Here is a 21,964-nt window from a genome sequence, read left to right as displayed (position 1 = left end):
TGCTTGTTCACTGTTTATTGAAGCGCTGCCCTCAGCAGGATACAGAGATTTTCGAACCCCTACTACCGCCACAGCTGATTTGTTTGAAAACTCTCGCTCCTCTAACCGTCAAAGGCAGTGTTATCGTACTGCGCGAATCCGCTCCCGCCATAGGCGGTTACTGCACGGCGTTTCTGGTTCACTGCTACTTTAGACAGTTACTGCACGGCGTTCTGGTTCACTGCTACTTTAGACAGTTACTACACGGCGTTCTGGTTCACTGCTACTTTAGGCGGTTTACTGCACGAGTTCTGGTTCACTGCTACTTTAGACAGTTACTGCACGAGTTCTGGTTCACTGCTACTTTAGGCGGTTTACTGCAGACGTTCTGGTTCACTGCTACTTTAGACAGTTAATGCACGAGTTCTGTTTCACTGCTACTTTAGGCAGTTTACTGCACGACTTTCTACTTTACTGCTGCTTTAGGCGATTGCTAAGCTGCTTTTGGTTATTTACGTACTGCTCCGTGTTTAGCGCACCGCTTCTTCGTTTATGTGAATGCTACATGTTAGTGGTTCTTACTGTTCTCTTTCCTCGCCTTGGCGCGTCCGCGAAGCTTCTCCGCATAGCCAGGCTTATTCACTTGGCGCTCACGGGCGATAGCAAGATCACCGGCTTCTACGTCATGCGTGATCGTAGATCCCGCTACAACATAGGCGCCGTCACCCACCTTAATTGGCGCGATCAGATTGACATTGCTGCCAACGAACGCATTATCTCCAATCTCGGTCACAGCCTTATTGTAGCCGTCGTAATTGACAGTTATAGCGCCGCAGCCAATATTAACGTCCTTGCCGACCTTAGCATCGCCGATGTAGCTGAGATGGGACACTTTACTGCCATCGCCCAGCTCCGCGTTCTTCAGTTCAACGAAGTCGCCTATTTTGCAGCCCACACCCAGCTTTGAAGCAGGTCTGAGATTCGCATAGGGGCCAACCGCACTCTCATCTCCAATAACGGCCTCCACAGAGACAGAATGCTTAAACACAACACCGTTCCCTATGACCGTATCCGTGATGTCCGCTTGCGGTCCAATGATGCAGTCCTCACCAATAACAGTGCTGCCTCTGAGCACCGTGCCCGGGTAAAGAACCGTGTCAGAGCCGATAACAACGCCAGCCTCAATGTAAGTAGCAGCCGGATCAATGACCGTTACGCCATTCACCTGATGCTTACGCACAATACGCGCACGCATTAGCCCTTCAGCCTCTGCCAGACCGATGCGGTCATTAACGCCGATACCTTCAGCAAAATCGGAGGCGCAGTAAGCCTGTACCGTCTCTCCACCGCTTCTCATAATCTCCATGACATCGGTCAGGTAGAACTCCCCCTGCGCGTTGTCGTTCTTAACCTGCTTGAGCGCTTGGAACAGCTTCTGATTGTCAAAGCAGTACATGCCCGTGTTAATCTCGCTGATGAGCGCCTCCTCAGGCGTGCAGTCCTTCTGCTCCACAATACGAAGCACGGAGCCTGCATCATCACGGATGATCCGGCCCAAGCCTTGCGGATTCGGCACAACTGCGGTAAGCACCGTCGCTGCCGATTTCGTTGATAGATGCAGATCAAGCAAAGCTTGAATCGTCTCAGACGTAACAAGAGGCGTGTCCCCGTACAGAATTACGGTCGTTCCCTCTTCATTGCCCAGCAGAGGCTCTGCCTGCTGTACAGCATGTCCTGTGCCCAGTTGCTTCTCCTGGAGCGCAAACTCCGCACCGTCGCCGATATAAGCCTGTACCGCTTCAGCCCCATGGCCCACTACAACAACCGTACGTTCGCACCGGGCCTCTTGCACGGTCTGCAGAACATGGCCAACCATTGGTTTGCCGCATACCGGGTGGAGCACCTTATATAGTTTCGATTTCATCCGCTTGCCCTGTCCTGCAGCAAGCACGATCGCCATCATTTTCAATTCAAGTCCCTCCTGGTTCAACGAGCTGCCCTCGTAAATTCTCTATTGAATATAGCCTATTCGGGAACAAAAGAAAAGAGAGCCAAAAGGCTCCCTTGTTCTTCATGAACCGAATCTATCGATTCACGGTACTTATTCAGTTCCAACTCATGTGCTCCTAGATAACGTCAATTACGCTCCTTCTTCAATAACTTCTTCTTCCGTTGCCGCACGCTCGTATTCAGCGAGTACTGCAGCTTGAATCTTCTCACGGGTAGTCGAAGAAATAGGATGGGCGATATCGCGGAATTCTCCATCAGGAGTCCGCTTGCTGGGCATTGCTACAAACATTCCATTGTTACCGTCGATTACACGAATATCGTGAACGACAAATTCATTATCAATGGTAATGGAGGCAATGGCCTTCATGCGCCCTTCGGAATTTACACGGCGGAGTCTGACATCGGTAATTTGCACTTATGTTCACCACCTTTGCCTATCGAAGACTTGGTGTATAATTCCACATTCAGATGCAAAATCCTTCATGTTTTTGGTAAAAACTTGCTCGTTTTTAAAATATTTTTTTCCAGTTTAGCCATTTCGATTAGATTCGACTTTTATTCGACTTCAATCGATACAATCAGCTCTATTTCGACAAGGACGTCTTTGGGCAACCGCGCTACTTCTACGGTAGAACGGGCTGGCTTGTGGTCACCAAAATACGATGCATAGATCGAATTCACAGCCCCAAATTGGTTCATATCTTTAATAAAAACTGTCGCCTTGGCCACATCGGAGAACGTCGCTCCCGCTTCAGCCAGCACAGCCTCCAAATTGCGAAATACCTGATGCGTCTGCTCCTCAATTCCACCCTCTACAAGCTGTCCGTCGGCATCCAGTGGAATTTGTCCGGAAGTGAACAACAGATTGCCAAGCTTGATCGCTTGCGAATAAGGTCCAATGGCAGCTGGCGCCTTGCCCGTGGATACGATTTGCGGTTGATGTTTCATGATCAGTACATGCCTCCTCTGAAATTTTCATCTTCACTAACCTGAATTAGCCTAGCCAAAAAAGTTCCCCGGTCTAATTGCCGTTTGCTTCGTCTTCATATCGACCTCAGTCAAATTCGCCAAGGAAACATAATCCTCCAGCAGCCTCTCCTCGGTTCCGACCTCGGCCGATTCGACGAATACGCCTACGCCTGCTACTGTCGCATTGAATTCGTACAGCAGGTCCATCATGCCTTGTATCGTGCCGCCCGCCTTCATGAAGTCATCAATGATAAGCACGCGGGATTGCTCTCTGAGCGCTCTACGGGCAAGTGACATCGTCTGGATGCGCTTGTTGGAGCCGGATACATAATTAATGCTGACTGCCGAGCCTTCCGTTACCTTATTGTCCCGCCTTACAATTACAACCGGCAGGTTCATGCAGGCTGCTGTAGCGTAAGCAAGCGGTATTCCCTTCGTCTCCACTGTCATAATGACATCGATATCCGAAGATGCAAACGCGGTTGCAAACATACGCCCCACATCGGCGAGCAGACCAGGCTGTCCCAGCATATCGGTCATATACAAATAGCCGCCTGGCAGCACCCTCTCAGGCTGCTCCAACTGGCGGCAAACGTCTTGTATAATCGACAACGCTTGATCCCGATTCATCTTGGGCGTATATTTGACGCCTCCGGCAGCGCCGGCATGCGTCTGGAGCTCACCGAGCCCCTCATCCTCGAATACTTCTTTTATGATAGCAAGATCTTCACTGATCGATGATTTCGCAGACTGGTAACGATCAGCAAAAGCTGTCAGTGAAATTAACGTATGGGGGCGGGTAAGCAGGTACTGTGTCATTTCTACTAACCTAGCGCTTCGTTTCAACTTCTTCACGATGTTCTCCCCTTAGCTAAATCCGAATAATATAATGACAATATACCATTTTCATACGGATTTAATCAAGGACAACGTCCCATTCATGTTAGCATTCTTACCACATACACTTCTTTACAGAAACCACGCAGTCCATTGTATATCCGGGACACCTTCGCTTCCTTGCTGACAAGACCGAATACGGTCGGCCCGCTGCCGGACATCAGAACACCATCAGCCCCAAGCCGCTGCATAATTTGCTTCAGCTGAAGCACCTCCGGGTAGTACTGCAGCGTGACCGTCTCCAGCACATTGCCCAGGTTGCTAATAATGCCGGGGAATGAACCGCTCGATATTGCCGACAGCATCGCTGCGGTGGAAGGATGCTGCTTCAGCTCTGAAGCGCGAAGCTTGCCATACACATCCGCCGTCGAAACGTTGATTGGCGGCTTCGCAAGAATGACCCAGCATTGCGGGGGATTATTAATCCGCTCCAGCTTCTCTCCGCGCCCTCGCGCAATCGCTGTGCCGCCTGTCACGCAGAATGGCACATCAGAGCCGAGCTCGGCTCCGAGCGTGCACAGCTCGTCCTCCGAGATGCCAAGCCCCCACAGCCGATTCAAGCCTCTCAGCGTCGCCGCTGCATCGCTGCTGCCGCCTGCAAGGCCGGCTGCCACCGGAATCTTTTTGTCCAGATGAATATAGACCCCTTTGCGGACGTCATAACGATCCTTAATCAGCTTGGCCGCTTGAAAAGCCAGATTCTTCTCATCCAAAGGAATATAGCCCGCTTGGCTCGATATGATGATCGTGTCGCGCGGAAGCTCTTCCATCTCAAGACGGTCAGCCAAATCGACCATCGTCATTATCATTTCCACTTCGTGGAATCCATCTTCGCGTTTGCGCAGCACATCAAGCGATAAATTGATTTTGGCCGGCGCCTTCTCATAGACCTTCATTCATCTTCACCCGTTCGGTTAATCTTCAAATCTGCAATCCTTTCTTTATATATTAACAAAAGGACATAAGAAAAGCTAAGATGTCCTTCTGCGCTGCTCCCGCACACGCCTGAACATCTTAGCTTAATGATCCAATCGATCCTTTATTGCCTGTAGGAACTGAATTGTCCCGCCTGCTGAATTTGCTGCTGTACATAAGGAATATTCCCTGCATATTGCCCTGCTTGAAGCCCCGTCTGAGGCTGGCTGGCCTGCGATGGCTGCTGTGCCGCTTGCTGCGGCGGCTGGGCCCTATAAGACGCAGGCTGAGGCCGCGCAGCAGACTGAGCATAGGTGACAGCCTGGGACTGCTGCTGCACGTTCTGCTGCGCTGCTGCTTGCTCTGCAAGCTGAATCGCCCGCTTGACCATATTTCCTGCGTCCTTCGCCTTTATGCCCCCCCAGCCCTCGCGCTGAATGGTGTCATAGAATCCAAGGTCCTTCGCCAGCTCGTTCTTGAGCTGCTCACTCATGAAGCTTCGGCGTCTGCGGCTCATATCATACATCCTCCTTCGTCCAATGGGTTGCCATTAGTATGTGTTAAATCCGGTTTCTCATACAGCAGGCGCGGTTCTTCGTCCCATGGACAGAAAAAAAGAGCACAGCCTCAAGCAGCCGCACTCCCATTGTATTGCCTTGCAATTATTTGTGGTTACTGCAAAAACGAAATGCGCACCTGACCATCATCGCTATCTACAGTCACTTCAACCGACTCGGTTAAAATATCCGCATAGCTATAGGAGACCCGTTTAAAAGCATGCTGCTCCTGGTCGAGTTTGACAATGAAAACAGAAGGGTAGATTTCTTCCAACACACCGGTCCGTTCGATGGTCTTTCGGCGACCACCGTTTGCTCGAAGACGTATTTTGGAGCCGACATGGGCTTCCAAACTGCGTTTGATCTCCAACAGCGCATTTTTTGCCATTATCCACTACCACCTCTTTCCTTGTCCATTATAACCAAAGAGGTGGAGTTTGTCAAAAAATTATTATTATAACAGCGAACCAAATATGTTGTCAATAAATAAAAAGCTATTTTTTTCGGTTGTATGAATATTCCATCCGTAACAAGGCATATTATAAAGTTGCTTTTACACCGGACAACGTCTTGGGCTTAGGCAAACCGACCCGATATTTGCCAAGCGTCTCAATACCGCCGACTCCGTCAATACCGCTAATTGTGCCCTGAATGACATCCGAAAGGTTGATTGTCTCCCGGATTGACGTGTAGCTCGCCTTGATAGCCACGTAGACAGGATCAAGAGCATGGATGAGAACACGGCCCGGCGAACTGGCAAAATTAGACCCGGTCTGCAGCAGCGCTTCATAATGGGACTGACAGGCGCCTGCAATGACGATGAGGCCATCACGATTCTTCTCATACTCCCGGGCAACCTTCACTGCATTAACGAAATTCTGCGAATTTTTGTAGCTGGTTAAGCTGTACAGATCCTTGCTTATCCGGTTCTTGAGCACGCCGTCATGACCGGTAATCACAATAATATCCGGTTTCAACTGCAGAAGCAGCCGATAGACCATATCCGGCATTTGCGACTCATGCACATGAAGTCCATAAGCAGGCACACGCATCTGCGTGTACAGCTGCATGCTTTTCTTCAGATAGTTGCTGTCCCCGTCCAGATGAAGCACTTTGCCCGGCACTTCAAAATACGGCTGGTTCTGATTCGAAGCCCGCCGCAGCTCGCTCTCATTCTGCTGCACCTGCTGTTCACGCTGCTCGCGCATCCGCTGCATCGACTCATCAACTTTGATTCGCACTTGTTTCGCTGCACCCGTAACTTCCGGATCACGGACAACGGACAAGTCGGGAATCGGCGCGTCTGCTATCAGCCGGTAGTCCGTGCCCTTAATTACAGCTGCTTGTTGATGTTGATCTATGGTCGCAATGCGAAAAATCACGTCCCCGCCGTATGATTTACGGACGACCAGGTCCCCTTGCTTCATGGGCAAATCACCTCTTCGTCTATCTTATGGGCTGACAGGGCTAATGGTGCATCACTCTACTCTGCAAGGTCAAAATAATAGCTGCCCGCAACGGTACAAAGCAGCGCTTTGAACCATTGTCAGGCAGCTAATATGTTCTAGGCCTCCGGCAAGCCCGCATCCAGGAGCGCACGGCTGAGGAGGGCATACTCCGCTAGCGACAGCGTCTCGCCCCTCCGCGACGGATCAATGCCGCAGCTCACAAGCAGCGGTCCCAGGGACTCGCGATGAGCTTTGCCGACGAATGCCGTCAAATTGTTAGCGATCGTCTTGCGGCGCTGTGCGAAGCAGGCCTGCACTGTGCGGAAGAAATGAGCCTCATCAGCTACATCCACAGGCGGCTTGTCCCGCACAGTCAGCTTGATAACCGCAGAATCGACATTAGGCTGCGGGATGAAGACGGTGTGCGGCACGATGCACACTAGCTCAGGCACACAATAATACTGTACGGCGATACTGAGACTGCCGTATTCTTTGCCCCCAGGCTTGGCGGCCATCCGCTCTGCAACCTCCTTCTGAATCATGACGACGATATGCTGGAGCGGCAGCTTCTCCTCCAGCAGCTTCATAAGGATAGGAGTCGTCACATAATAAGGCAGGTTGGCCACAACACTCACACCGCTTAGACCAGCGAACTGCTCCGCTATAAGCGCCTCCAGATCGAGCTTGAGCACATCACCGTGCTCAACATGCACATTTGGCGCATCAGCGAGTACATCACGCAGAATAGGGATGAGACGGTTATCGATCTCCACAGCGGTTACACGGCCAGCAGCTTGCGCCAGCTGCTGCGTTAAAGCACCAATACCAGGACCGATCTCCAGCGCCCCCTTCGACTCATCCAGCTCGGCAGCAGATACGATCTTGCGCAATATATTCTGGTCGATCAGGAAATTCTGTCCGAGACTCTTCTTGAATGAGAAGCCATACTTCGAAATAATATCCTTCGTTCGCTTGGGCGTCCCCACATCAGCTTGTGCAGACATCGCTCCCGCTTGGCTGCTCCTCTTGTTATCGGCGGCTGTATCTTCAACTCCGCTTCCGTCCATTATACTGCTCCTCCTTCGAGCTCACGCTCCATCTGTTCATATGCCCGCAGAAATTCCTCTCTCGTGATTCGGAATACCGAGCAGCGCTTATAGAACTGCTTGCCATTGGCATAGCCGATGCCAAGCAGCTTGCCCATCCTGAGACGCCTGTCCGATGCCTGAGGATGGACGAGCAGCCCCGCGGCCATCAGATCGTCCATAGATATCGCCAGGCCAGCCTCGTCCCCCTGAGCCTCCTCCGAGATCGTCTCCGTGCGCACATTAGCCAGCGCTCTCCTGATGGCTTCAGGTGATGCGTTCTCCACGCCGATATCACCCTTGTACAGCGCATCCTCCTGAGGCAGGAACGCATGCTTGCAGCCTGGGACATGCCGCGAGACAATCTTGCGAATGCGTTCGCCTGCATGATCCGGGTCCGTAAATATAATAACGCCGCGGCGTTCCTGTGCCAGCTTCACCCGGCGCAGCACATCCTCGCCAATAGCTGAGCCGCCAGTCTCAATCGTTTCGGCTTCGACAGCACGTTTAATCGCGACCGTGTCGTCCTTGCCCTCAACGACAATGATTTCCTTCATCATCTCCACCATTCATTCCCTTCAGACAAACATACAAAAAGAAGAGGCATCGCCTCTTCTTATGATGGCATATTTAGGTTTGAATTACGATATGAATAAATCACAGCTTTATCGTGACATTATATGGAGTCTGGCTTCTTCGGACCGATAACGTACACGGTATATCCCCGCTTGCGGCCAAACTTCTCAGCATACGATTCACTGTCGAAATACACATCGATCTTGTTCCCTTTAACAGCACTTCCCGTATCCTCTGCACGACGGAAGCCGATACCTTCGATGTAGACCCACCAGCCAATCGGAATGACCTTAGGATCAACAGCGATCGTACGTCCCTCTTGAACACGCGCACCCGATGCGGTAATGCCATATTGCGGATGTTTCTTCCCCTTGCCCGTCGAAGCCACACCAGCCGAATAAGCTGTTAGTGTTACGTTCGACAGCACCTTCTTCGCCTTCAGGTTCTTGCCGCTCTTCGTTAATGTCGAGACGCTGGGAGACTTGGAGCTTAATACCGTTACCTTAGGCTCCAGCTTCTTCGTTCCGACAGCAACGATTTTATTCACCGAAGGGGTCTCTGTGGACTTGGTAACAAGCGTCTGAGAGATGAGAACTCCGTCAGCAAAAACACTTTCGAACCGCTTGCGGATCGTCCCCTCTTTGCCGGCCTGCACCATCTTCTCTTTACCCTTTTCTAGCTTGGGGTCTTCCTTCTTCACAATGGAGAAGGCTACTTTGTGCTCACTTTCGGAGTACTTCTTATCGATACGGATGACCGTTACGGTCATATTCGGTTCGATTGCAGCACCCAAGGAAGGGAACACTTTGTCTAGATTGCGTATCGATATGTCAGCTTGATCGATCGCCGCCTGAACCGTTCTTTCTGTCGTGTACAACGTTCTTACCTTGCCGTCAGCCTTCACGACCAGCGGATATGCTTGGTCGATTACAATTCGGTCGCCGTCCTTAACACCCGCATTAAGCGGAATGGACACTTTATCGTGCGGTCCGATCTTGATGGCTTGTTCATCCAGTAGGCGTTGAAGGACCCATTGCTTTGTCGTAACAATGGTTTCTTGTCCGTTCACTACTACGGATACGCTTTTGTCAGCCGTTCCGTACAACAACACCAGAAACATGAAAGTCATAGCGATTGAGATCATAGCGCTTAGTACAATTAAACGCAAGTTCTCATGCTTCCATCGCAATGCGAAAGACATGCTGGATGATCGTTTACCATGGGTGTCCTTAAGCTGGAGTGCGCCCACTTCTTCGGTCCTCCTTCATAGCCCCGCCGTCGAATTTGCATGATTACATTTGACGGTACTATTTGTAGTTTGTTAGCGTGCAAGCACGCTACTCCTATTTTCCTCCCTATGCTCACCTCCATGTAACACCCTATGTCGTCGCTTTACGTAATATTCAAAAAATAAAAGAAGCCCGACGACAGAGGATCTGTTTCGTGGCTTCCCATAATGACATATAGGAACATGGATTAGATGCACGAGGTTGATCTCTCTTATTTACGCTGACGAGGTTAGCTGTCGGATTCGGGCGTAAGAGTCGCCCTATTCGCTATGACGCTATAACTGAAGCTGCGCCACTCGCAAAATTCACCCCAAGATAGGAATTCAATGTTGACAACTACTCGCTCATGGCGAAAGTCTTGCACACTTGGTTCCCCCGCTCTCCGATCCGGAGATTAAGCGTTATTGGAAAAGGAATACAGGTATTGATATGCTCTGAGATGAATGATACCGTCTTTTACGCCTCATTGTAAAGAAGCGATTAATGACGATTTTAACGAATTTTTAGGAAAATCGCGTCAAAAACAAGCATTTTCTCGAACCAAAATCAGTTTTTTCACCGGAATAGTCCCAAATCCTTGCTTTCAAAGCCGTTTTCAGGAGATGTTAAAACATTTCTTTGCATTTTCGCTCGTTATTTTTGAAATTTCTTCCACAGTTTTGCCTGTTATCTCCGCTGCCGCTTCTGCAACAAGACGAACGTAAGCGGACTCATTTCGCTTCCCTCTAAATGGATGCGGTGCCAAATAAGGGGCATCTGTTTCGATGAGAATCCGATCCAGAGGAACCTGCCTGAGAACCTCCTTGGGTACTCTTGCATTCTTGAAGGTGACCGGCCCGCCGAACGAAATATAGAAGTTCATGTCGAGACATTTTTTAGCCGTTTCCCAGCTGCCCGAGAAGCAATGCATCACCCCTCCGACATCTTTCGCGTTCTCTTCCTTCAATATATGTACGATATCCTCGTGGGCATCGCGGTTGTGGATAACGATCGGCATGCGCTTGTCTCGGGCAAGTCTGATCTGCTCACGGAACACCCGTTGCTGGACATCCTTCGGCGAGGTGTCCCAGTGGTAATCCAGACCAATCTCGCCGATGGCAACAACCTTCTTATGATCGCACAAGGAGGCAATCCAATCGAGATCCTCCGGAAGCATAGCGATGCTATCTACCGGATGCCAGCCCACAACGGCATAGATGAAATCATATTTCTCGGCAAGTGCCATTGTTGTCGGGATGGTCTCCCGGTTAAAACCGACATTAATGAGCGTCTCGATACCCGCAGCGCGGGCTCTTTCGATAACCTCCTCACGATCCTCGTCGAATTGATGGGAATCTAGATGGGTATGCGTATCAATTAACATGAGTGAAGAAGCTCCTTTCTACATAAAACCAAAAAATTCGCGGATATGCGGCTTCATTTTATGTGCTGTTTCACGAAGCGGCTCCTCAGGGTAATACAGATGGTATTTGCCTTGATGAAGACCTGTGATAGAACGAATAATATCGGATTTGGCCGAAATTTCGGACAGTCCGTCCTCATTGTCCAGCAGAAGAATTGGAGGCTTCTCATTCTCTGCTGCCCGCGTCCCCCGGCGATATACATCATACGGCATATCGTATGGAAAGTCGATTTCCAGGTGATAGTCGGGATTGAGTCCGATGGCAATGAACTGTTCGCGTATTTCCTCCCACAGCTCATCATCAGCATTATCCATTGCTACATATTTATATAACCTCCGATGCAAGAAACGCCTGCACAGATCAGACAAGAGCATATCGGACTCGCCACTCCATTGCATGAAGGCGGTCTGGACGAGCGCTTCATCCAGGGAGAGGTAAGCTTCTACATCCAGCGTGCCGTCCAGCAGCTGAACGAGCGGCCCAATCATCCATTGAAATGTGTAACCACCCCCGTATAGCTCTTTCGCTCTGCGAAATATTTGCCTAAGTATGATCTCCGAGCTTCGGGTCACAGGATGAAAGTATACCTGCCAATACATCTGATAGCGCGACATCAAATAATCTTCAACGGCGTGCATCCCGCTTTCCTTAACTACAATCCGTCCTTGATGCGGTCTAAGCACGCGGAGAATACGATCAAGATCAAAGGTGCCGTAATTAACACCGGTAAAATAAGCGTCCCGCAGCAAATAATCCATCCGGTCGGCATCCATCTGACTGGATACCAGGCTGATTACAATGGGCTGATGATACGTCTTGCGTATGACCGCTGCAACCCGCTCCGGTAAGCTTGTATCGAACTCGCGGAGCACTGCATTCACTTCTGTATCTTCTAATAAGATACGACAGGTCCAATCCTCATGATGAGTGTCGAATACCTCCTCTATAGAATGAGAGAACGGGCCGTGGCCAATGTCATGCAGAAGCGCCGCGCAGAGGGAGACGAGCTTCTCCTCCTTCGGCCAGTCCGGATAGCCGCTGCGTTCGAATTGCGAAATGATTTTGCGTGTAATCTCATATACACCGAGCGAATGAGAGAAGCGGCTATGCTCCGCACCATGGAAAGTAAGGTACGAGGTTCCGAGCTGTCTGATCCTCCTAAGTCTTTGAAACTCTTTCGTATTAATGAGATTCCAAATCGTCTGATCCTGGACATAGATGTATTTGTGTACCGGATCTTTGAATACTTTCTCTTCTGCTAACGGTCGCTGCTGCTGTTTCGACATTTTAAGCCCTCCTTCGTTCAATTTTTCGACACACATGTCGATTATTTGTCGAATGATGTCGTTTTTCCATTTCCAAAACACACGCTGATGTTGTACTCTAAATGATGTGCATTATACCTTATCACCCTTGATTACATGAGGAAAATTGGTGTTTTTTGCTTGTAAATCTAGGTTGACTATTATGGGAAACGTTGGTATTATAGAAACAAGAACTTAATAGAATTTTGTCGAATCGTGACGAATTAAGGAATCTGAGAGGGGACATGATAGATCATGATGAAGTCCACTGGTATTGTCCGTAAAGTTGATGAGCTGGGCCGTGTAGTTATTCCGATCGAATTGCGCCGTACGCTGGGTATCGGAGAGAAAGATGCACTTGAGATTTATGTAGATGGCGAGCGCATCATGTTGAAGAAATATGAGCCTGCATGCATCTTCTGTGGCAATGCTGAGAACGTTTCTTACTTCAAAGGAAAGATCGTTTGTAACGTTTGTTTATCAGAAATGCCTACACCTGTCACAAAATAAGAGACAAATCCAGAATTATAGGTTATAATACATTTACCGCACTTGTTAATTCTAACCTTTTTAATACTCCTTACTGCCTTCCTGATTCTTGAACCCAATCAGGAAGGCCCTTTTTTTATTTCCTCATAATTTCATTATAGACATCCCGCTTAGGCAAGCCCCGATCCACGGCCGCACGTTTGATTGCTTCCTTACGGTCGCCCGTCTCCTCTTCATAGCGGCTGACATGTTCCGCAATATCCAGCTCCGACCACCACGGACGTTCGTCCTCATCAAGCCCAGCCGCATCTCGGTCAGATCCTTCACCTATAACCAGACAATATTCGCCGAGTGGAGAATGTTCGCTGAGCCATTCCAGGCATTCCGATATCGTCCCCCTTGCTGCCTCCTCATGCCGCTTCGTCAATTCTCTTACCATCGCAACTGGCCGATCGCCCCATTGCTCCAGCATGGCAGTCAAAGTCTTCACCACCCGATGCGGCGATTCATAGCAAATAATCGTTCCTTGCTGCTTCCGATTGCGCAGCAGCCATTCATTCAACCCTTTCCGCTCGCGTGGCGGAAACCCCAGGAAGGTGAACCGCTCCGTCGGCAATCCGGATATAATAAGAGCAGATAATGCCGCATTCGCTCCAGGAATCGGTACAACTGCAATTTCCCGTTCTACTGCTGCCTTGACCAGATCAACACCAGGATCAGAGATTGCAGGCAGACCGGCATCGCTCACGAGCGCAATGGATTGCCCTTCTTCAAGAAGACGAATTAATTCAACGCCGCTCGCCTCTTTATTATGCTCATGATAGCTGACCAGCCTGGTCGATATTTCGAAATGCGTAAGCAGCTTTCTAGTCTGCCTGGTATCCTCCGCGGCAATGAGACCTACCTCCTTCAGCGTGCGGATTGCACGGAACGTCATATCCTCCAGGTTGCCGATTGGCGTACCAACCAGATACAATGTCCCGCTCTCTCTTGTCACCTTCTCGCCGCCACTAGCTGTCATAAAGCTGCGCTGCACATTCATCATCATTCCCTCGTTCCCGGCTCATTGTCTCCGTAGTAGATTTTCATCATTTCCTCTGTATAATGCCTCTCGTGGGTATACACGATAAGCGGTGGCATAAGCCTTACCTCTGGCTTGCCGTCCTTGGCCGCCTCGATCAGAATCATATTCGCTTCCGCCCCCAGATAAGGATGGACGAATCGTATTCGTTTCGGCTCAAGCTTCCATTTTCGCATAGCCTCTATAATTTCAATCATCCGCGAAGGCCGATGCACCATGGAGACACGGCCACCGGGACGCACCAGCCGAGAGCAGGCAGCAACCATCTCATCCAGAGAACCATTGATCTCATGCCTGGCCATTGCAAAATGCTCATTCTCGTTCTGGTCACCGCTTCCGGCAGGCATATAAGGGGGATTGATCGTTATTGCATCATAAGCCCCATGGCCGGTCTGCTCATGAAACAACCGCAGATCGCCTTCACAAATGCGTATCCGATCGCCAAGCTTGTTCCACTCCACGCTTCGTCTTGCCATATCTGCAAGCCGCGGCTGAATTTCCACCCCATCAATCATCGCCTTTGTTCTCGTCGTCAAGAGCAGGGGCACAACACCGTTCCCTGTACACAAGTCAAGAATTCTTCCCTTCGGCGGTACACCTGCGAATCGTGCCAGCAGAACAGCATCCATAGAGAAGCTGAATACCTCCCGGCTCTGAATAATGTGCAATTGATGCGTCAATAGATCATCCAGTCGTTCATTCGGCTCCAGCATAACTTCCATCGACATAATAACGTGATCCTCGCTTTCCTTGTTTAACTGCCGTTATGAAGGGGTTGTTATTCCCAGAATAAACGAAACTACAGGCCCCATACAAGCACAGCCCTATGCCTGAGCTTGTTAATTCCCCACACAAGCAAACAAGACTCCAATGAAGGAGTCTTGTTCACCTTACTCTTTATTAAGGAAGGAAAGACAGAATAGACAGTCGCCTTCCGTTCGCAAATGACCATAATACAAATTGCAAATATGAAATCCCTCATGATACAACCGGGCGAGATTATCGTGGCCCTCGCCAACAGCAGCGAAGTCTACTGGTTCTTCATCTGATATTTCTGCCGGCAGCGTATTGGCCGCCTTAGCATTCACGGCTACCGGTTCAGCTATGGGCTGATGGATCGCATTCTCGCGCTTTAATATTTTGCGGAGCTGCTGGTTTTCTATACTTAATCGCTGATTCTCTTCAAGAAGTGCTTTTACCTTCCCCTTCAGCGACCCAAGCTCACCATGCAGACTCCCCATATTCGACTCCAGCACATCCATTTGAGTAAAAATATCCTTTTTTCTCACATTCCCACCTCAAAAGACTGATCGGCTCTGGACTTGCTATTGCATTATTTAATTACAACATCGTCAAGCGACAGTTCCTTAGGCTTGCCGCCTTCGAATAGCTGGACATACACGGATTTCGAACCCGCATTAATTCCTGTTACTTTGCCTTCGCCATAAGAGGTAATAACTACCTTGCCGACAGCAGGCATCTCTTCACGAACACTTTCATAATTGTCATGCTCGTACTTGAGACAACACATAAGTCTGCCGCACAGTCCAGATATCTTGGTCGGATTAAGCGACAGATTCTGATCCTTCGCCATCTTGATGGAAACGGGCTCGAAGTCGCCAAGCCAAGAGGAGCAGCATAGTACACGGCCGCAAGGGCCGATACCGCCGAGCATCTTCGCTTCATCACGTACACCGATTTGGCGCAGTTCAATCCGGGTACGGAATACGCTGGCTAAGTCTTTGACAAGCTCACGGAAGTCGACGCGTCCTTCGGCTGTAAAATAAAAAATAATTTTATTGCGATCGAACGTGAATTCAACGTCAACCAGCTTCATCTTCAGCTGATGATCCTTAATCTTCTCCAGGCAAGTGGCAAAGGCATTCCGGGCTGCTGCCTTATTCTCCTCAACGATCTTGGCGTCGTTGTCACCAGCAATACGGATAACCCGCTTAAGCGGAAGGACAACATCCGATTCACCGACTTCTTTCTGTCCTACCACCACTTTACCGTATTCGATCCCTCTTGCAGTCTCGACAATGACATGCTGTTCCTTGTCGATCGGGAATTCAACCGGATCAAAGTAATAGATTTTGCCCGCTTTCTTGAAGCGGACACCAACGACGTTATACAATCAATCACCCCTCCTGTATACGGATTAGCAGTTGTTCAAGCGCTAGTTGTGGCGACACGTGCGCTCTCATCCGCTTGCCTGCTTCAAGCGTATACGCAATACAGTTGACCCAGCCTTCTACTGAGCGTGCGAATGCATGCTTGCTGATCCAATCAATCTGATCTATAAAAACGACTGCTTCTTGTCTTCCAGCTTGAAAATGAATCATGTCTTTATACCATAAAACGAGTAATGCCAACAGCAGCTGAGGCTGTTCGCCAAGATTCGTCTTGAAAACTTGTTGATGGGCGGACAGCATAGCCGCGGTGAATCGGGTTCCACTATCCTTCCCTAATTGTATCACTACGTTTCTCATTTCTGCAAACCCATTCTGCTGGATGATCTCCCGGCATGCCTCCAAGCCTGATGCGAGATGAACCGCTGCTCGGACAAGCAATTGCGGAAAGCCTTCCATGACCAATGTCTGCAGCATCGCTTCCGGAGCTAATGGTATAAAAGGTACTAATTGCGTCCTCGAGCGAATGGTAGGCAGCATCGCTTGTCCATTCTCTGTAAGCAAAATAGCCACAACCGATGATTGCGGCTCCTCCAGAAATTTCAGCAGACTGTTGGCAGCCTGCAGCGTCATCGTCTCTGCCCGCTGCATAATATACACCTTGCGCTGCGAGCCTGTATTTCGATAGGCCAGCTCCTTCTGAAGCTCACGGATCTGATCGATCTTAATCGAACTTCCGTCTGGTTCCAAGATATGGAGATCCAATTGATTGCCATGCTCGAACTTGCGGCATTCCAAACATTGACCGCAAGCGTCATCTCCGCCGCTGGTGCAGAACAACGCTTGGGCGAATGCACTTGCCATCGCCATTCTGCCGCTGCCCTGCGGACCGCTGAATAAATAGGCATGCGATACTTTGCCACTCTTCAGCGCATAGCGTAAAATTTGCTGTGCTTTGGGCTGCTTGGTTAATTCTGCAATGCTCATACAGCTCTTTCCCCTCCGAATACCACTGCTCGCTAGAAAAACAAATTGATCAGCATGCCGCGAATATCTCCGATCTTCCCAAGCAGCTCCATTCTGCCTTCCTCACTCTCAAGCAGTTCCTCACCCATCGCAATGAGAGTGGAATCCAGCTCATCAAGCAGCTTATACCGTTTCGTACGGCCTCGACGGTCAAATCCTCTCGTTTCCTTCAGCCCAACACCACGCCCCAGCGTATCCTCCAGAAACTGCTTCACCATCTGCCGGTAAAGCTTGAGCTCACGTACTGTCATAGAACGGGTAAGCCGTTCACCCTGATTATGAATATCCTGAAGCTTCTGCTGAAGCTGCTCCATCGTTCGCTGCTCATCTTGGTGGCTCATCACATCAGCGAAGTTTCTCGCCTGTACCGGCTTTGCGCCGATATCGGCCCGTGCACGATCTTGACCGAGAGGACGCCAGCCTGGATTAATCTTCATCGCTACTCACGCCCAATCAGAAATGTTCAAAGCGTTCAACAGGCACAACGAACACTGCCGCTCCACCAACCTGCACTTCAACCGGAAAAGGAATATAAGAATCTGTCGTACTGCCCATTGGAGATACCGGAGAAACGAGCTGATCGCGCACCTTACAGTTGGATTTGATAACCTGCATCACATCGGAAACGCGTTCATCTTCAATCCCGATCATGAACGTCGTATTACCGGCCCGCAGAAATCCACCTGTGCTTGCAAGCTTCGTCGCTCTGAAACCTTCACGAACGAGAGCATTAGACAAACGGTTGCTATCCTTGTCTTGTACGATCGCAATCACTAATTTCATCGGATACCCCTCCTGTTGAAATGAATGTACTATACTTGTTTGACATCGCCTGCTAATAATCCTTCAAATCGGGCAATTATGATCGCTACAGCATCATCTAATACTAGATTAGCCGGCCGATCAGCATCTATGGACACAATACGGTTCGGCTCACGCTGCAGCAGCTTCATATAGCCTTCCCGAACGAGCCTGTGGAATGCAAGACCCTCCAGATCCAGACGGTTGATCTCCCGATCTGACGCTCCATGAATACGAGCAAGTCCTGCCTCAGGCGAGATATCCATAAACAACGTCAAATCCGGCATTGCCCCTTCAACAGCGAACCGATTGATCGACCACACCTCATCAATGCCAAGACCTCGTGCGTGCCCCTGATAAGCCAGACTGCTGTCCACGAACCGGTCACATATAACGATATAACCTTCATCCAGCGCTGGTATCACTTTCTCAACCAAATGCTGTCTTCTTGCCGCCGCATAAAGCAGCGCCTCCGTCCTGGCCTCCATCGCTGTATTTGCTTTATCGAGAATAACGCCCCGAATCTGCTCTGCAATGGGGATTCCTCCAGGCTCGCGCGTAGTTATAACACGCAGCCCTCTTTCATGGAGAATACGAGCTACACCTTCTATTAAAGTTGTTTTACCGGCACCTTCGCCGCCTTCAACCGTTATAAACAATCCTATATTCAAACGAAGAACTCCTCTATCTCTTAATACCTCTATCATAACAAAGCCAACCATAGGCGTAAATGTCTAGCTATCCGCGATAACTGCTAATGACTGCATAGTTGGATCGGTGGCTCCTTGGCATCTTGCACCGTGCAGAGCAAGCTTCTGAATATAGGACACTGTTCTGGCCGTAATCGTTTCACCCTTATATAGAATCGGTATGCCCGGAGGATAAGGAATAACAGCTTCCGCAGCAATTCTGCCAACTGCCTCGGCAACAGGTATTCGTTCCGTTGTACTTAAATCTATCCCCCGCCTGCTAAAAACGATTGGCTTCGATATTCGCTCGGACTCTTCTCCGAGTGTAATCCAATCCGCTTCATTCCTCTTATACTCAAAATCTGAAGCTTCATTAATATAAGCCTTCGGTTCACCTTCATCCGCATTCCTGACAGTATGGATACTACTGTATTCCTGAGCAATTTCACTTAATGCATCTTGAAGCCGGATGATATCCTTCTCGGACACAGCAGCACCAAATAATAAAACAACGTAGAGCGGATCCGCCATCTCTACCCAACAGCCTCTCTTCTCCAGCTGCCGCTGCAATTCATAACCAGACAGAAGACCAGTACGATCTCCAAGAACAATTCGCAATGGATCCATTCCATCAATTATACGATGTTTCTTGCCGTCAACGACCTCCAACAGAGGGCCCCTGCCACCGTCATGCAGCGCCACACCAGGCTTTACACTATGCTTCACATCATGGTTCATGCTCTGCAGCCATTGTTTAAAAGCCTGCGCCCCAAGAATGCCTTTATCAAACATAGATGAACCTAGCACATCCAACATTGCCCGGGCAATATCCAGAGAGGCCATTATAGGATAGGAAGGGCTGGAGCTCTGTATCATCGTCAAAGCGTGCCTTATAGCTTCACGGTCGATTCTCTCCCCTTGCAGATGCAGCATCGCCCCCATAGTAAGAGCTGGCAGCGTCTTATGCGTAGACTGAACAACGGCATCAGCACCAGCTTGAAGCGCTGATCGCGGGAAGGACGGATGATGTCCGTAATGCGCTCCATGCGCCTCATCAACAAGCAGCAGCTTGCCATGATCATGTACAAGCGCAGCATAAGGCGTCAGATCCACATGTGCACCGTAGTAGCTCGGATTTGTCAGCAAGACTGCTCGGGCCTCCGGGTGGCGCCTGACAGCCTCCTCAACATCGGATAGTGCAGGCACACAATCGAGACCTGTTTGCACCTCCCGCTGAGGCATAATGAATACAGCTTGCGCTCCTGCGAGCGCTAGTCCGTTAAGGATGGATTTATGAGCATTGCGCTGAACAATCACCAGCTCACCTGGCTGGCAGCAGCCAAGCAGCATGGCCAGATTGCCTGCTGTACTGCCACCGACAAGGAAGAAGGTTTCTTCCGCGCCGTAGCATAAAGCCGCCAGCTGCTGTGCCTCAGCAATGATGCCAGAAGGATCATGCAAATCATCTGTCACCGAAAGCTCTGTCACATCAATTTCCATCAAGCTCCGGAATACTTCTGCAGTCGTTGTCTCTACAGAGCCTAGAAGATCCAGCAGCCGACCATACTTATGTCCAGGTACATGAAAGCTGCTTGGTTGTGTGCGTCTCAATGCAGCTAATCCTTCATACAGTGGAGCATGCCATCGCAAGCCATTATTCGTCATGAGAAGTTGGATCCTTTCCTATACCCAATGCTTGTTCCTTCATCATAACTGATATTCTAATAATCTTAAACGCCAACGCCCCTTATAAAAAAATAATCCTCATCCTTTCCGCATATGCTGCGAAACTAGTGAGGATTAAAGACTGTATGAATAATGCGAGCTAACCAACTGTCATTACGCATTCTTCTGGATCCACAGCCTTTTCAACTGATGAATGAAAAATGGATATTTAGCGTCCTGCACTTCCGTCTTAACCATCTCCAGCTCACAGGCTTCGCATATAAACTCATCAATAATGCGCAGGCCTTCCTGCTTCTCATGTCCGCAGATAATACATAATTGATCCATTCGTTGCTCTTCCATACTATAACACCTCGCGATTCTTCATAATCGTCATTACTACTATTATGCCGTAAATTCTAGCAGGATATACTTGTTTCATAGCCCATTTCAAATAGTAATACATCTTATGTTGGCGACCACTAATTGGTGAACGGAGGCTTGCACTAGTTTTGGAAGGGAAGTCTTCATAAAACGCACCTGTATACCGATATATGTCGTAGCTATTTGAAGGAGCGTTGATTTCATGAGGGGTACGCTTGCTGACCAAGTCAAAGCAACGATATACCAATATCAGCTCGTACGCAAAATTATCGTACGCAAAGAACTGCTATGGAGTCATCTCATTATCGTTCTTGTGCTTTCTATATTTCAGCTCATTATGTATCGTTTAGACGGGGCAATAGCTCTAGGGGCAGGCATCATTGCAACCCAGATCATTCATTTCATCATCATTCGGCTTACACTTATTCGTGTAGATGAACCCGATTACAAACGATGGGGTTGGAGGATCTTCCCTCCTTGGATCGGATACATTCCGATTGCCCATATTGAACTTGCCTTGTTCCGCAGGCTGCACCGTCATCTGCTCTGGCTTGGCTTATGTGCTATAGGCGTCGTATATCCTTGGGCGACCGAAGCACAGATGATAAGTCTGATCAGCTGGCATCTATGGTTTCTTGCTCCGAGAATCATTATGCTTCGCCAATTCCGCAAAGCTAAACGTGATGGCGTGTTACGTATTCAAGCCACTGACGTCAGTTACTATCACCGCTGATACCGCTAATAAGCGATAACAAACAAGGGGCTGTCCCGAAAGTCCTCTATGGAAATTTCGGTTCCCACTAGGCGAAACATGCGAAACAGCAGCCTTTTTCTCATTTCTGACCCCATGAAGGTGAAATGCCTGCCAGCGTGCAGGTATTTCACCTTCGTTTCCTCTTATCGGCCGATTTCCTCTCACATTCATGCATGATCGCAGGAATTTAACTATTTAGGAGTCGCATAACCGAAATTCATGTACATTCGCAGGAATCTTACTCTGTCACGCTACCTTCAAACCACACTTGGAGAAGGTAAAAGCTGCGCTGGAGGAACCTCCCATGAACGATAAATAATCTACTTAGGGGACAGCCCCTTTTGCTTAATGACAGCAACTATGGAAACAACAAAAAACCGACCGTGTACCACGGTCGGATCTTCGTGCTTGGCGACGTCCTACTCTCCCAGGACCCTGCGGTCCAAGTACCATCGGCGCTGGAGGGCTTAACGGTCGTGTTCGAGATGGGAACGCGTGGGTCCCCTCCGCCATC

The 21,964-nt window shown here is 49.4% G+C and carries 24 protein-coding genes, 1 rRNA gene, 1 pseudogene and 1 riboswitch; of the genes and pseudogenes, 2 read left to right on the top strand and 24 right to left on the bottom strand.

Going from position 1 to position 21,964, the window contains the following annotated elements:
• Positions 1 to 547 precede the first annotated feature (547 nt).
• From glmU to K0T92_RS21905, 13 genes and pseudogenes are all read right to left on the bottom strand, one after another.
• On the bottom strand, positions 548 to 1,948 hold the full coding sequence (gene glmU / locus K0T92_RS21965) for a bifunctional UDP-N-acetylglucosamine diphosphorylase/glucosamine-1-phosphate N-acetyltransferase GlmU (RefSeq protein ID WP_281423185.1): 1,401 nt from the start codon (positions 1,946 to 1,948) through the stop codon (positions 548 to 550).
• 171 nt (positions 1,949 to 2,119) lie between these two features.
• Positions 2,120 to 2,404, bottom strand: coding sequence for a septation regulator SpoVG (gene spoVG / locus K0T92_RS21960; RefSeq protein ID WP_018759486.1), 285 nt, complete (start codon positions 2,402 to 2,404; stop codon positions 2,120 to 2,122).
• Positions 2,405 to 2,544: 140 nt separating this feature from the next.
• Positions 2,545 to 2,937 (bottom strand): RidA family protein, encoded by a 393-nt coding sequence (locus tag K0T92_RS21955; RefSeq protein ID WP_219874639.1) that lies wholly within the window; start codon positions 2,935 to 2,937, stop codon positions 2,545 to 2,547.
• A 51-nt stretch (positions 2,938 to 2,988) separates the two neighbouring features.
• The gene (purR, locus tag K0T92_RS21950; RefSeq protein WP_219874638.1) at positions 2,989 to 3,813 is read right to left on the bottom strand and encodes a pur operon repressor; all 825 of its coding nucleotides are present in this window, start codon (positions 3,811 to 3,813) and stop codon (positions 2,989 to 2,991) included.
• Positions 3,814 to 3,896: 83 nt separating this feature from the next.
• Positions 3,897 to 4,751: a 4-(cytidine 5'-diphospho)-2-C-methyl-D-erythritol kinase gene (gene ispE / locus K0T92_RS21945; protein ID WP_219874637.1), complete on the bottom strand. Its 855-nt coding sequence runs from the start codon at positions 4,749 to 4,751 to the stop codon at positions 3,897 to 3,899.
• A 359-nt stretch (positions 4,752 to 5,110) separates the two neighbouring features.
• A pseudogene (locus K0T92_RS21940) lies at positions 5,111 to 5,287 on the bottom strand (small, acid-soluble spore protein, alpha/beta type); the annotation flags it as partial.
• A gap of 155 nt (positions 5,288 to 5,442) precedes the next feature.
• Positions 5,443 to 5,715: a biofilm formation stimulator Veg gene (gene veg / locus K0T92_RS21935; protein ID WP_219874636.1), complete on the bottom strand. Its 273-nt coding sequence runs from the start codon at positions 5,713 to 5,715 to the stop codon at positions 5,443 to 5,445.
• A gap of 151 nt (positions 5,716 to 5,866) precedes the next feature.
• The gene (gene yabG, locus K0T92_RS21930) at positions 5,867 to 6,754 is read right to left on the bottom strand and encodes a sporulation peptidase YabG (RefSeq protein WP_219874635.1); all 888 of its coding nucleotides are present in this window, start codon (positions 6,752 to 6,754) and stop codon (positions 5,867 to 5,869) included.
• A gap of 137 nt (positions 6,755 to 6,891) precedes the next feature.
• Positions 6,892 to 7,779 (bottom strand): 16S rRNA (adenine(1518)-N(6)/adenine(1519)-N(6))-dimethyltransferase RsmA, encoded by an 888-nt coding sequence (gene rsmA / locus K0T92_RS21925; RefSeq protein WP_219874687.1) that lies wholly within the window; start codon positions 7,777 to 7,779, stop codon positions 6,892 to 6,894.
• Between the two features lie 62 nt (positions 7,780 to 7,841).
• The gene (rnmV, locus tag K0T92_RS21920; protein ID WP_219874686.1) at positions 7,842 to 8,420 is read right to left on the bottom strand and encodes a ribonuclease M5; all 579 of its coding nucleotides are present in this window, start codon (positions 8,418 to 8,420) and stop codon (positions 7,842 to 7,844) included.
• 116 nt (positions 8,421 to 8,536) lie between these two features.
• On the bottom strand, positions 8,537 to 9,685 hold the full coding sequence (locus tag K0T92_RS21915) for a resuscitation-promoting factor (RefSeq protein ID WP_343223774.1): 1,149 nt from the start codon (positions 9,683 to 9,685) through the stop codon (positions 8,537 to 8,539).
• A 243-nt stretch (positions 9,686 to 9,928) separates the two neighbouring features.
• A riboswitch (cyclic di-AMP (ydaO/yuaA leader) is annotated at positions 9,929 to 10,136 on the bottom strand.
• Between the two features lie 184 nt (positions 10,137 to 10,320).
• Positions 10,321 to 11,088: a TatD family hydrolase gene (locus K0T92_RS21910; protein WP_219874634.1), complete on the bottom strand. Its 768-nt coding sequence runs from the start codon at positions 11,086 to 11,088 to the stop codon at positions 10,321 to 10,323.
• Between the two features lie 18 nt (positions 11,089 to 11,106).
• Positions 11,107 to 12,414, bottom strand: a complete 1,308-nt coding sequence (locus K0T92_RS21905) for an HD domain-containing protein (protein ID WP_219874633.1) — start codon at positions 12,412 to 12,414, stop codon at positions 11,107 to 11,109.
• Between the two features lie 273 nt (positions 12,415 to 12,687).
• On the opposite strand from K0T92_RS21905, the gene K0T92_RS21900 reads away from it, so the two are divergent.
• The gene (locus K0T92_RS21900; RefSeq protein ID WP_219874632.1) at positions 12,688 to 12,942 is read left to right on the top strand and encodes an AbrB/MazE/SpoVT family DNA-binding domain-containing protein; all 255 of its coding nucleotides are present in this window, start codon (positions 12,688 to 12,690) and stop codon (positions 12,940 to 12,942) included.
• A gap of 115 nt (positions 12,943 to 13,057) precedes the next feature.
• Here K0T92_RS21900 and rsmI read toward each other — a convergent pair whose 3' ends face one another.
• The 10 genes from rsmI to K0T92_RS21850 form a co-directional block, all read right to left on the bottom strand.
• Entirely contained in the window at positions 13,058 to 13,969 is a 912-nt protein-coding gene (rsmI, locus tag K0T92_RS21895; protein ID WP_343223773.1) for a 16S rRNA (cytidine(1402)-2'-O)-methyltransferase, read from the bottom strand.
• The gene (locus K0T92_RS21890; RefSeq protein WP_425517678.1) at positions 13,966 to 14,730 is read right to left on the bottom strand and encodes a tRNA1(Val) (adenine(37)-N6)-methyltransferase; all 765 of its coding nucleotides are present in this window, start codon (positions 14,728 to 14,730) and stop codon (positions 13,966 to 13,968) included. The genes rsmI and K0T92_RS21890 overlap by 4 nt, the downstream gene beginning before the upstream one ends.
• A 162-nt stretch (positions 14,731 to 14,892) precedes the next feature.
• A complete protein-coding gene (locus K0T92_RS21885) occupies positions 14,893 to 15,291 on the bottom strand; it encodes an initiation control protein YabA (RefSeq protein WP_219874631.1) in 399 nt (132 codons plus the stop codon).
• Between the two features lie 44 nt (positions 15,292 to 15,335).
• Complete coding sequence (locus K0T92_RS21880) at positions 15,336 to 16,136, bottom strand: PSP1 domain-containing protein (RefSeq protein ID WP_219874630.1); 801 nt, start codon at positions 16,134 to 16,136, stop codon at positions 15,336 to 15,338.
• Between the two features lie 4 nt (positions 16,137 to 16,140).
• Positions 16,141 to 17,118: a DNA polymerase III subunit delta' gene (gene holB, locus K0T92_RS21875; protein WP_219874629.1), complete on the bottom strand. Its 978-nt coding sequence runs from the start codon at positions 17,116 to 17,118 to the stop codon at positions 16,141 to 16,143.
• 32 nt (positions 17,119 to 17,150) lie between these two features.
• On the bottom strand, positions 17,151 to 17,594 hold the full coding sequence (locus tag K0T92_RS21870; protein ID WP_219874627.1) for a YaaR family protein: 444 nt from the start codon (positions 17,592 to 17,594) through the stop codon (positions 17,151 to 17,153).
• 16 nt (positions 17,595 to 17,610) lie between these two features.
• Positions 17,611 to 17,940: a cyclic-di-AMP receptor gene (locus K0T92_RS21865; RefSeq protein ID WP_219874626.1), complete on the bottom strand. Its 330-nt coding sequence runs from the start codon at positions 17,938 to 17,940 to the stop codon at positions 17,611 to 17,613.
• Between the two features lie 29 nt (positions 17,941 to 17,969).
• Positions 17,970 to 18,629: a dTMP kinase gene (tmk, locus tag K0T92_RS21860; protein ID WP_219874624.1), complete on the bottom strand. Its 660-nt coding sequence runs from the start codon at positions 18,627 to 18,629 to the stop codon at positions 17,970 to 17,972.
• A 63-nt stretch (positions 18,630 to 18,692) separates the two neighbouring features.
• Positions 18,693 to 20,258 (bottom strand): aminotransferase class I/II-fold pyridoxal phosphate-dependent enzyme, encoded by a 1,566-nt coding sequence (locus tag K0T92_RS21855; protein ID WP_246628355.1) that lies wholly within the window; start codon positions 20,256 to 20,258, stop codon positions 18,693 to 18,695.
• Positions 20,259 to 20,486: 228 nt separating this feature from the next.
• Positions 20,487 to 20,675, bottom strand: a complete 189-nt coding sequence (locus K0T92_RS21850; RefSeq protein WP_219874623.1) for a sigma factor G inhibitor Gin — start codon at positions 20,673 to 20,675, stop codon at positions 20,487 to 20,489.
• A 223-nt stretch (positions 20,676 to 20,898) separates the two neighbouring features.
• Here K0T92_RS21850 and K0T92_RS21845 point away from each other — a divergent pair, with 223 nt between their 5' ends.
• Positions 20,899 to 21,429, top strand: a complete 531-nt coding sequence (locus K0T92_RS21845) for a transposase (RefSeq protein ID WP_219874622.1) — start codon at positions 20,899 to 20,901, stop codon at positions 21,427 to 21,429.
• A gap of 427 nt (positions 21,430 to 21,856) precedes the next feature.
• Here K0T92_RS21845 and rrf read toward each other — a convergent pair.
• A 5S ribosomal RNA gene (rrf, locus tag K0T92_RS21840) occupies positions 21,857 to 21,964 on the bottom strand; the annotation flags it as partial.

The sequence above is a fragment of the Paenibacillus oenotherae genome (assembly GCF_019443105.1).
Lineage (GTDB): Bacteria > Bacillota > Bacilli > Paenibacillales > Paenibacillaceae > Paenibacillus_Z > Paenibacillus_Z oenotherae.
Note: the sequence above shows the minus strand (reverse complement) of the source record. Positions and strands in the feature narration are given on the sequence as shown.